An 11,391-nucleotide genomic window follows, 5' to 3' on the forward strand; every position below is an offset into this window, starting at 1 on the left:
TTGTTCATGAGCGACCCCTCGGTTCGGACCAGCTGGAATGCACTGTCCGTTCCGTTGCAAGCCGCGTTCCTCGCCTGAGGCGTGAGCGTGCCGACCGCCCTCACACACCGAATGGAAAAGTCTCCGCCGCGTGGTTCTTTTCGTCGGCGGAAACGGGCAGCGCGCTCACCGCGCTCGTGCGATCGAACCACACGAACGCATCGAACTGCTCGGCCAGCGACGCTTCCGCGTAATGGCTATACCGCTCAGTCCCGGGACGGTAGACGACGCCGATGAAGCGCTCCAGTAGCGGCGCGCGCAGCCGTTCGCGCAGCGTGTCGTGCATGCCGGGCCGCAGGTCGAGCAGGAAGCGCGGGAGACCCGTGCCGTGCATGCTGAATTCGACGCTGCCCCCGAGCGATGGCTGCACGGTCTTGACCTCCATCGGTCCGCCCCAATCGCTCGCCGCGGCGACCGTGCCGCTGTGCGTGCCAAACCCGATCAGCGCCGCCGCGTCGCCGAACTGCGCGCGGCACAGCTGGCCGAGATTGATCTCGTCCTGCATGCGGCCCATCTGCGTGGCGCTCGCGTCGCCGATATGCGAGTTGTGCGCCCACACGACCAGACGCGCCTGCGGCCCGCGGCTGTCGAGCGTATGACGCAGCGTGTCGAACATATGCGTGTCGCGCAAATTCCAGCTTTGCGGCCCGCCGTAGTACATCGCGCGATAGTAGTGCTCGGCGACCGCCACGAGCCGCGCGTTCTGCGCCGCGTCGAGGAAGCGCTCGCCGTCTTCGCGCGCATAGTCGAGCCGGCTTTTCAGCAGATCGCCGAGTTGCGCGACCACGTGCTCTTCGCACTGCGCGTAGCCGCCGCTCAACGCGGCGCGTCCGTACACGGCCGGATCTTTCTGCCACGGACTGAGGCACCCATAACGCTCGCGAGCGATGCACGCCGCGGCAGGGTCGACGCTGTCGAGATAGCGCAATACCGCGTCGATCGATTCGGAAAGGCTGTAGATATCGAGCCCGTAAAAGCGCGTTTCGCGCTCGGGGTGCGCGGCGTTGTGCGAGCGCAGCCACGCGACCAAGCCCATGAAGTCGGTGTTGCGCCACATCCAGGTCGGAAAGCGGCGAAACGGTCGGGACCGCCCGCCGGGCATCGGCCGATCGCGCACATGCCGGTCGACGATCGCGGCGTCGGGCCAGTCGGCCTCGACCGCGATCATCGAAAAGCCGTGCTGCTCGACGAGGCGCCGCGTGATCGCCGCGCGCGCACGGTAGAACTCCGACGTGCCGTGACTGGCCTCTGCCGAGCAGCACGACGCGATGCCCGGCGAAGCGGTCGAAAAATGCCGCGAATTCCGCGGAATCGATGTCGGGCAACGGTTCGGCCGCGTCGCGAATCGCGAGTTCGAGCGCGGCCGGCATAGGTGCGGCCGGCGTAGGCGTGAGCGGGATGGGCGTGGACGTGGATGCGGGCCGCAAATCCGCGCGCGCCGCGCCGCCTGGCTCCGGCCAGCCATCGTCGCCGACGAGCGGCACGAAGCGCACGTCGCCGAACGCATGTTCGTCGTAGTCGTGTTCGTCGCGCCGCACGATCTTCACGAGCCGCTGACGGCTCTGACTGCTGCCGACCGGCATCACGAGCCGTCCTCCCACGGCGAGTTGCATGCGCAGCGCTCGCGGCACACGCGGTCCGCCCGCCGCCGCGATGATCGCGTTATAGGGCGCATGCGCGGCAAAACCCGCGGTGCCGTCGCCGACATGCACTTCGACGTTCTCGTAGCCGAGCCGCTGCAAGCGCTCGCGCGCGCCCTCGGCGAGGCTCGCGTCGCGTTCTATGGAATCCACCCGGCCCGCGATCTCCGCGGCGATCGCGGCCGCATAGCCGGAGCCCGTGCCAATGTCGAGCACGCGATCGCCGGGCTGCAACTCGGCGGCCGCGAGCATCTTCGCGACGATGTACGGCTGCGAGATCGACTGCTCGCCGCCGATCGGCAGCGGCGTATCGTCATACGCGAATTCGCGCAGATCGGATGGCACGAATGCCTCGCGCGGCACGCGCCGCATCGCCTCGATCACGCAGTCGTCGCGCACGCCGCGTTGCACGATCTGCCGTTCGACCATCCATGCGCGCGCTTCGTCGAAATCGCTCATCGCCGCCTCCTCGCGAATGCGCAGCGCTGCGCGCGCCACGCATTGCGACGGGGCCGCGCACGAGTCCGCTGCTCTTTCACGCTTCAGCAATGAGCATACAGCCGGCAGGTGCTCGTGGCGATGCGCGAAACGTGAAGCGCGCCCGGACCGATCTTTGCTCCGCGCTTCTCGAGAGCGATTGCACGAACAAAATGCCGGTCCGAATCCGTCGCACAACAAAAGCGAAAATCATGAACATTCCCATGCAGGTCGTGTCCTTCCTCAGCTCGCGAGGTCTGAAGCTCGCGACCGCCGAATCTTGCACCGGCGGTCAGATCGCGTCGTATCTGGCGAGCGTGCCGGGTAGCGGCGCGTGTCTCGATGTCGGCTTCGTCAGCTACTCGCCATCGGGCAAAGCAGGCTTTCTCGGCGTGCGGCAAAGCACGATGAAGCAATACGGGCTTACCAGCGAAGCGGTCGCGCGCGAAATGGCCGAGGGCGCGTTGCGCCAGGAAGGCTGCTGCGCGGACATCGCGGTATCGAACACGGGGCTCGCCGATAGCGGCGCGCATGGCGGCTCCGATGACGATCCGCCACCAGGCACGCAATGCTTCGCGTGGTCGTTCCGACGGCGCGGCAATGAGTTCACCACGTTCGCCGAGACGCGGCGCTTTTCGGGCGACCGCAACGACGTGCGGTCGGCCGCCGCGCTGTATGCGCTGTCGCGCGTCGAGCATTACTTCGATCAACTCCCGCGCGTCGAGCGGGACCACTGATGAGAGACCGCGACGCGCCACCAACGCGCATTGGCGGTGGCACCGACGCCATCGCCGGCGTCGGTGTAAAGGGGCGGCGCTCGCTTACCCGGCGCGCGGCCGCGTGGCGCGCTTCGGCGGTTCCATGTCATCGCCCGACATTTCCTGCAGTTGCTCTTCGGGCGCGAGGCGCGAGCCGCGCTCGCGCTCCGCGGACTGATCGGTCGCCTCCTGCGGCACGGCAGCGTCGTCGGCCGCGCCTTCCGCCTCGATCTGCCGGCGCGCTTCTTCCCAATGGTCGTCGGCTTTCCCTTCCGGCGACGGATCGTTTTCCCAGATCTGGTACGCCCGCGTGCGAATGCGGGCTTCGAGTTCCTTGTCCATAAGTGCTTCTCCGTGAACGTGAGCGATGCCGCGGTACGGCGCCACATGCACCGTGCCCGAATGACGGCGAGCCACAGGCGAGCAAGCGTTGTTCCGCGCGGCGCGCCTTCGTTCGATGACACCCCGCTATTCGACGTGCCAATCAAATCAGCGCGCCGCCGGACTGGTGCTCGAGGAAGGCGACATCGACGACGTCAGAACGAAAACGGCGGGCGCACAGGTCCACCGCGTGCCAGTCGAGAACCAGGGCAAGCGTTTGAAGGGGAAGGGTGTCGCCAGGCGATATCGCGGCGGGCCGCGCTCACGCCTCGGGACAGGCAAGGTCGGCCGCGACGATTCGCGCACCATACTCCTCGGCGGCGAGCCGCGCTTCCTCGATACTGTTGAACGGACCGACCTCGGGTGCGCCATCGAACGGGAACAGACGGCGGCCATCCACTTTACGGCTCACCAGCAGATCGGCATAGAATCGCCCATCGGCGCTGCGGCGCGCGGTGACGTAGATGGAAAAGTCGTCGCGCGAGGCGACCCCTGCCGCCAGATACGGCGTCAGTTTCAACTTTCTCCTTGACATGGCTCTCCCCTGCTGTATCAGGCGATCTTGTTGTACCCTCCTGAAATCGATGTTAATGGACTTGTAAGGGGGTGCGCACGTCCGTAAGTGTCGACTTATGGACATGACTGTCGCAGCGACGTTTTAAACGAATCAGTGCGAGCGCCGCGCGCAAATTCAAGACTCCCATCAGGTCTTGTCGCCGACCGCGCGACTGCCCGCCTCATTCAGCCTGGCTTGCAGCGTTTGCTTGCGCGCCGCGATCTTTTCACCGAGCGCGGCGAGATCGCACCCGGTGCGCCGCAAGGCCGGAAAGAGTTCGCCTTCCTCTTCCTCGACGTGATGCCGCACGAGCTCGGACATGACCTTGAACGTCGCGTCGAAGCCTTTGTCGCCCGGCTTCAGCGTCTCGAACTTCGCGATTAGCGTTTTCACCAGAAAATGCTCGACGTAGGCTTCCTCGACATCAAGCTTGTCGTCGTCGGGCAGCGCCTGTTGCGCGGCCGGATACAACAGATCTTCCTCGATGATCGTATGCATCGTCAGCTCTTCGCACGCGCGCTGCGCCAGCGCGGCTTTGGCTTCGAGCGTGTCGCGCTCGTCGCCGGGCGATTTGCCGAAGGCGTCGAACAGTTTTTCCACGGCGCGGTGATCGGCCTCGAGCAGCGCGAGCGCATCGGGCGTGCTCGCGGTTTCGCGTCGAGCGGTGGCCTGCGTGTCGTCGGTAGCGGATCGCGTTGCGCGGTTCATGGCGGCTCCTTCAATCGGTCAAGTGTCCGCATCGAGCAAACGCCATACCGCGCCAACGGTCCCGCGGCGGTACGTCACTTGCTGCTGGTGGTCCGGCGCGGCATGTTGCGCGCTAACCTCTCCTTCCTCTTTTCAACGACTGATGAGAATCGCCCAGATCGCTCCGCTTTACGAAAGCGTGCCGCCGTTCGCGTACGGCGCCACCGAACGCGTCGTGTCGTATCTGACCGAAGAGCTGGTCGCGCGCGGCCACGACGTGACGCTCTATGCGAGCGCCGATTCAAAGAGCGCCGCGCGGCTCGTACCGATCTGCCCGCGTGGACTTTGGCGCGACGCGAACGTGTGGGACACGCAAACCCATCACATCAGGCAGCTCGCGCGCGTGATTCGCGACGCGGACCGCTTCGACGTCGTTCATTTTCACGGCGAGCCGCTGCATTTCGCGTGGGCCGAGCGCCTGCCATGCCGTACGCTGACGACGCTGCACGGCCGTCTGCTGCTGCACGATCATGGCCCGCTGTTTCGCGAATTCGCGCGCGTGCCGGTGGCGTCAATTTCCGCGAGTCAGCGCCGGCCCGTGTCGTGGGCGAACTGGCAGGGCACGGTCCATCACGGACTGCCGCTCGACCAGTTCGAATTTCAACCGATGGCCGGTTCCTACCTGCTTTTTCTCGGCCGCATGATGCCGGAAAAACGTCCCGATCTCGCGATCGAAATCGCCCGGCGCAGCGGCTTGCCATTGAAGATCGCCGCGAAGATTCATCCCGGCGAACGCGACTATTTCCGCGAACGCATCGATCCGCTCTTGCGCCGCTCGGGCGCGTTCACCGAATACCTTGGCGAAGTCGGGGGCCGCGCGCGCCGGCAATTGATCGAGAACGCGCGCGCGTTGCTGCTGCCGATCGAATGGGACGAGCCATTCGGCATGGTGATGATCGAGGCGATGGCATGCGGCACGCCGGCGATCGCGTTTCGCCGCGGCGCGGTGCCCGAATTGATCGAAGACGGCGTGAGCGGCCTGATCGTCGATAACGTGGACGAGGCCGTGCAAGCGGTTGCGCGCATCGACAGCATCGAGCGCGGCGCGTGCCGCCGCGCGTTCGAGCGCCGCTTCACGGCCGCGCGCATGACCGACGACTATCTGACGATCTACGACACGCTGCTCGCGCACGACACGAGCGGCCGCGCGCGAGCAACGGGCAGTCAGCCCGCGCCGGAGTAATCGCGTTAACCGGACCGCCCGCGCAGCGCATCGGCGAAGCGCACCATGAGATCGTGCATGGCGCTTTCGTGAGCCGGCTCGGGACGCTCGCCGTTCTTCGCGGCACACACCAGCATCGACGTCCACTTGCGGACCAGATTCACGAACTGGGTCGATTCGCCCGGCAGCTGATGTTGCACGACATTCGTCATATGCATTGTGCGAGCTTCGCGCGGCGCTTTCGGCCCGCGTGCCCGGATTGTGGCGGAGGCTGAAAACCGCCGTCGCCAAAAGAACGCTTTTACCGGCAACGCCCAAAAAATGCAGCGACGGCATATGGCTTGCTCGTTTGTTTGACTAACAGGAAAGGTCCGCTTTCACGCCCCGCTTCCACGTCCCGGAGCCTACTTGACCCACCGCGACTTCATCGTAATCGGCACGTCCTCGGGAGGGGTCGATGCGCTGCGTTCGCTTGCCTCGCAGCTTCCCGTCGATATGCCCGCCAGCATCGCCGTCGTGCTGCATATCGGCGCGCATGGCAGCATGCTGCCCGCGCTTCTGAACCAGGCCGGACCGCTACCCGCCAAGCACGCACAGGATGGCGAACATTACGCGCCCGGCAGAATTTACGTGGCGCCGCCCGATCGGCACCTCGTCGTCGAGGATGGGCTACTGCGGCTTCTGCACGGCGCGAAAGAGAACTTCGCGCGCCCGGCGATCGACCCCCTCTTTCGCACTGCGGCCGCCCAGATAGGGCCACGCGCGATCGGCGTGATCCTGACCGGCCTGCTCGACGACGGCACCGCGGGCCTCGAAGCAATCCAGGCGTGCGGCGGCGCGACGCTCGTCCAGGACCCGGCCGACGCGTTCGCGAGCGAGATGCCGCGACATGCATCGCCGTTTGCCGACCACGTGCTGCCGCTCGATCAAATGGGGCAATGTTTGGTAAAACTGACCGGCGGCAACGCCAGCGCGCCGGGAAAAAACGGCCGTGCGCGGCGCGAGGCGACCGATCGCATCGTTCTCGAACAAGACGCGTGGCTGGCCGGCACTACGGCATTCGAAGCAATCAGGGGACTCGCGACGCCCTCGACTTTCACATGCCCCGAATGCAACGGCACGCTGTGGCGCATCACCGGATCGCGGGTGATGCGTTATCGCTGTCATACCGGTCATGCGTATTCGGCCGCGTCGCTCGGCGACGGCCGCATGACGGATGCCGAGGACTTATTGCGCAAAGCGCTGCGTGCGCTGCGCGAGCGCGAAATGTTTAGCCGCGAGTTGCGCGACCATTTCGCCAAAACCGGAGATACCGCCGCGCAACAGCGCGAGGAGGATAATGTGCTGCGCGCGAGGCACGCGGCCGAACTGCTGCAGTCGATGCTGATGGAAAAATGAGTGCCATGCGGGATAATAGCCGTCCGAGCCAGCAAGAAATGGGCTCGTCGCCCTATAAAAATCCACCGCTGAACACTATCCTTTCCAAGAAGGGACACGCAGCCATGTCAAAGAAGCGAGGGCAAACTCTGCCTAGCCAGGCACTGTATCCGATCGTCGGTATCGGCGCATCGGCGGGGGGGCTTAACGCGCTGACGGAGTTCTTCGAGGCGCTGCCCGCGCGCACGTCGATGGCCTTCGTCGTGGTCGTTCACCTGTTGCCGGATCACGAAAGCAATCTGGCCTCACTGCTGCAGAAAGTCACCAGCATGTCCGTGCAGCAGGTCACAGGCCCCACGCCGATCGAATCGGACCACGTCTATCTGGTCGCGCCCTCGTTCGAGATGATCATGGTCGACGGCTACCTGCGCGTCACGCGGAAGCTGCCCGAGGAAGGACGCCGCGCGAGCATCGATCTGTTTTTCCGCACGCTCGCCGAGGCGCACCGCGAACGCGCGATAGGCATCGTGATGTCGGGAGCGGGCTCGGACGGCTCGGTCGGCTTGTCGCGCATCAAGGAAATGGGCGGCATCACGCTCGTGCAGGACCCTTCCGAGGCCGAATACGACAGCATGCCGCGCAGCGCAATCGCGACCGGCATGGCCGACTTCGTGATGACCGCGGCCGAGATGCCGCAACGGCTGCTCGATCTGTGGTCCACCGCGCGGGAAATCCATCTGCCGGCCGCGGAGGCGGACGAGCCCGAGGAAGACACGGTCAACGAGTCGGCCGAGCGCGCGCTGCGCGAAATCATGGTGATTCTGCGCACCCGCACCGCACACGATTTCCGACATTACAAACGGGCTACGGTTCTGCGGCGTATCGAACGCCGGCTGCAGGTCAACGGCATTACCGAACTGCAGGCGTATCGCGATTATCTGCATCTGCACCCTGAAGAAACCCAGGCGCTGTTGCAGGACATGCTGATCAGCGTCACCAATTTCTTCCGCGACAAGGAAGCGTTCGACGTGCTCGAACGTGAAGTATTGCCGCCCCTGTTCGAAAACCGCGGCGAACAGGACCGCATCCGCGTGTGGTCGGTGGGCTGCGCGACGGGCGAAGAAGCCTATTCGCTGGCGATGCTGCTGCAGGAACGCTCGCTGAAGTCGCCCGAGGGCCTGTCTTTTCAGGTATTCGCGACCGACATCGACGAGCGCGCCATTTCCCTCGCGCGCACCGGTGTGTACCCGGACTCGATCTCCGCCGACCTGACGCCGGCGCGCATCCGCCAGTTCTTCACGAGGGACGCCGCGCATTTCCGGATCAAGAAAGAGCTGCGCGAGCACATGCTGTTCGCCCACCATAACGTGCTGAGCGACCCGCCGTTCTCGCGGCTCGACATGATCTGCTGCCGCAACCTGCTGATCTACCTCGACCGCGAAGCGCAGATCGAAATCCTGAAGATGTTCCACTTCGCGCTGCGTCCCGGCGGCGTGCTGTTCCTCGGCAGCTCGGAGTCGGCCGACGGCGTGAGCTCGATGTTCACCGTGGTCGACAAGCGCAACCGCATCTATCGCGCGAACATGGCGGTACGCAGTGACACGCCGGTGCCGATCGCGATTTCCGGGACGATGAGCTTGCGGCCTGTGGTGACCACGGTGCAGCCGCCGGGGCGCCGCCGCTTTTCGTTCGGCGATCTGCATCAGCGGCTCGTCGAGCAATATGCGCCGCCCAGCGTGCTGGTGAGCCGCGAATCCGAAATCGTTCATCTGTCCGATCGCGCCGGGCGTTTTCTGCAGTATTCCGGCGGCGAGCCGTCGCATAACATCGTGGCCGTCGTGCGTCCGGAACTGCGGCTGGAACTGCGCACCGCGATCTATCAGGCCTTGCACACGAACCGCAGCGTCGAAGCGCGCCGCGTGCGCATCGAGCGCGATGGCCGGTCGTACTTCGTCAACATGACCGCGCGGCCCGTGCACGATCCGGAAGCGAACGCGGACTTCGTGCTGGTGCTGTTCGACGAGGTCGAGGACAGCGTGGCGAACGCCGAAACGGCGCCGGCCGACGTGCAGAAAGACCCGATCATCAGTCAGCTCGAACGGGAACTGCAACGCACGAAGGAACAGTTGCAGTCCACGATCGAGCAGTCGGAAACCTCAACCGAGGAGTTGAAGGCATCGAACGAGGAATTGCAGGCAATCAACGAGGAACTGCGCTCGGCGACCGAGGAACTCGAAACCAGCAAGGAAGAGCTGCAATCGATCAACGAGGAGTTGACCACGGTCAACGCGGAGCTGAAGTCGAAGGTCGAGGAAACCGGCAAGATCAACGACGACTTGCACAACCTGATCGCCGCGAACGACATCGGCACGATCTTCGTCGACCGCAACATCTGCATCAAGCGCTATACGCCGCGCGCAACCGATGTCTTCAGCATCATTCCGTCGGACATCGGCCGCTCGCTGCTCGACATCACGCACCGCCTCGAATACGACAAGCTCGCCGACGACGCGGCCGAGGCATTCGACTCGCTGCGCCTGATCGAACGCGAGCTGAAGAGCAACGACGGGCGCTGGTATCTCGCGCGCTTCGTGCCTTACCGCACGACCGAAGACCGCATCGACGGCGCGGTGCTGTCGTTCATCGACATCACCGGGCGGCGTCAGGCGGAAGACCGGCTGCGCGAAGGCGAGCGGTGCATGCGCATCGTCGCGGAAAGCACGCGCGACTACGCGATCATCACGTTCGACGACAACGGCGTGATCAACAGCTGGAACGCGGGCGCGGAACGGATTTTCGGCTATACGGAAGCCGATATGATCGGCCAGTCCGCCGACATCCTGTACACCGAAGAGGACCGCACCGACAACGTCGCGCAACGCGAGTTCGCCGAAGCGCGTCTGAATGGCCGCGCCGAAGAGGAGCGCTGGCATTTGCGCAAGGACGGCACGCGCTTTTTCGCGAGCGGCGTGCTGTCCCGTCTCGACGAACCGGGCATCAGCGGCTTTGCGCAGATCACGCGCGATCTCGGCGAGTTCGCCACCGACCCGATCTCGGGGCGCGGCACCCGCGTCGAATCGCTGCGCGCGGCGAGCGAGCGCGACGCACAGCGGCGCCGCGACGAATTTCTCGCGGTCGTGTCGCACGAGCTCAAGCATCCGCTGAACCTGATTTCGGCGAGCGCCGAACTGATCGCGCGCGCGCCGGAAACGCGGCAGAACCTGAACGTGTCGCGCGCGACCGATACGATCCGCCGCACCGTGATCGGCCAGGCGCAAATCATCGACGATCTGCTCGACATTTCGCGCGTGCGCACCGGCAAGCTGTCTGTCGTGCGCACCGTAGTGGACATGCGCGAGATCGTGCAGCGCGTGTGCAGCGCGGTGCAAGACGATGCCGCGCAACGCGACATCACACTCAGCGTCGAGATGACCGATGCGCCCGTGATCATTCACGCGGACCTCACGCGTATCGAGCAGATCGTGTGGAATCTGATCAGTAATGCGCTGAAATTCACGCAGCGCGGTTCGATCCAGGTGTCGTTGCAGGTCAATGATCACGGCGAGGCCGTGCTGCGCGTCATCGATACCGGCATCGGCATCGAGGCGTCGCTGCTGCCGCATATCTTCGAGATGTTCCAGCAGAGCCGCGATCCGAGTTCGCGCCGCGGGGGCCTCGGCATCGGCCTCGCGCTGGTGCGTGATCTGGTCAACCTGCACGGCGGCGCGGTGCGCGCGGAGTCGGACGGCGTCGGCCGCGGCGCGACGTTCACGGTGACGCTGCCCACCCATCGGCTCGCCACCCGCACGGGCGCGGGTATCGAAGTCGTCGCCGAGCCGCTGAAAGGCACGCGCATCCTGATGGTCGACGACGACGCCGCGACCGTCGAAACCTTCAGGCTGCTGCTGGAAAGCGAGGGCGCCGAAGTGCGGACCGCGACGAGCGGCGAGGAAGCGTTGACGATCATCAACGGCAACGCGCCCGATATCATCCTGTCCGACATCGGCATGCCGGGCATGGACGGTATGGAGTTCATCGGCAAGCTGCGCGGCATGCCGACGATGAAGTCCGTGATCTGTATCGCGGTCAGCGGCTTCGGCCAGCAGGCGGACGTCAGCGCGGCCGAACACGCGGGCTTCGACGCGCACCTGAAAAAGCCGGTGGTTCTCGAAGAGCTGATGAGTATTTTCGCGCGGCTGCGCGGCTGAACGAGCGGCCTGGCGGGGCCCAACGGGTCTATCCGTTGCTTTGCGA

General features: G+C 65.1%; 8 protein-coding genes and 1 pseudogene. 4 read left to right on the plus strand and 5 right to left on the minus strand.

Annotation, left to right across the window (positions count from 1 at the left end):
* Window positions 1-100: 100 nt before the first annotated feature.
* Window positions 101-2,138 (minus strand): annotated as a pseudogene (locus OKW41_RS25485) (protein-L-isoaspartate(D-aspartate) O-methyltransferase).
* Between the two features lie 230 nt (window positions 2,139-2,368).
* On the opposite strand from OKW41_RS25485, the gene OKW41_RS25490 reads away from it, so the two are divergent.
* Entirely contained in the window at window positions 2,369-2,893 is a 525-nt protein-coding gene (locus OKW41_RS25490; RefSeq protein WP_429574328.1) for a CinA family protein, read from the plus strand.
* A gap of 84 nt (window positions 2,894-2,977) precedes the next feature.
* On the opposite strand, the gene OKW41_RS25495 is transcribed toward OKW41_RS25490, so the two are convergent.
* From OKW41_RS25495 to OKW41_RS25505, 3 genes are all read right to left on the minus strand, one after another.
* Window positions 2,978-3,256 (minus strand): DUF2934 domain-containing protein, encoded by a 279-nt coding sequence (locus OKW41_RS25495; protein ID WP_429574329.1) that lies wholly within the window; start codon window positions 3,254-3,256, stop codon window positions 2,978-2,980.
* 301 nt (window positions 3,257-3,557) lie between these two features.
* Window positions 3,558-3,830 (minus strand): DUF6723 family protein, encoded by a 273-nt coding sequence (locus OKW41_RS25500; protein WP_184059249.1) that lies wholly within the window; start codon window positions 3,828-3,830, stop codon window positions 3,558-3,560.
* 168 nt (window positions 3,831-3,998) lie between these two features.
* Window positions 3,999-4,559 carry a hemerythrin domain-containing protein gene (locus tag OKW41_RS25505; protein WP_429574330.1) on the minus strand — a complete coding sequence of 187 codons (561 nt, stop codon included), beginning with the start codon at window positions 4,557-4,559 and terminating at the stop codon, window positions 3,999-4,001.
* Between the two features lie 142 nt (window positions 4,560-4,701).
* Here OKW41_RS25505 and OKW41_RS25510 point away from each other — a divergent pair, with 142 nt between their 5' ends.
* Window positions 4,702-5,781: a glycosyltransferase family 4 protein gene (locus tag OKW41_RS25510; protein ID WP_429574331.1), complete on the plus strand. Its 1,080-nt coding sequence runs from the start codon at window positions 4,702-4,704 to the stop codon at window positions 5,779-5,781.
* A gap of 5 nt (window positions 5,782-5,786) precedes the next feature.
* On the opposite strand, the gene OKW41_RS25515 is transcribed toward OKW41_RS25510, so the two are convergent.
* The gene (locus OKW41_RS25515; RefSeq protein WP_429447307.1) at window positions 5,787-5,978 is read right to left on the minus strand and encodes a hypothetical protein; all 192 of its coding nucleotides are present in this window, start codon (window positions 5,976-5,978) and stop codon (window positions 5,787-5,789) included.
* A gap of 190 nt (window positions 5,979-6,168) precedes the next feature.
* Between OKW41_RS25515 and OKW41_RS25520 the strand changes: the two genes are divergently transcribed.
* Both OKW41_RS25520 and OKW41_RS25525 read left to right on the plus strand, forming a co-directional pair.
* Entirely contained in the window at window positions 6,169-7,158 is a 990-nt protein-coding gene (locus OKW41_RS25520; protein ID WP_429447305.1) for a chemotaxis protein CheB, read from the plus strand.
* Window positions 7,159-7,262: 104 nt separating this feature from the next.
* Entirely contained in the window at window positions 7,263-11,345 is a 4,083-nt protein-coding gene (locus OKW41_RS25525) for a CheR family methyltransferase (protein ID WP_429574332.1), read from the plus strand.
* Window positions 11,346-11,391: the final 46 nt, after the last annotated feature.

The sequence above is a fragment of the Paraburkholderia sp. UCT70 genome (assembly GCF_050434085.1).
Lineage (GTDB): Bacteria > Pseudomonadota > Gammaproteobacteria > Burkholderiales > Burkholderiaceae > Paraburkholderia > Paraburkholderia tuberum.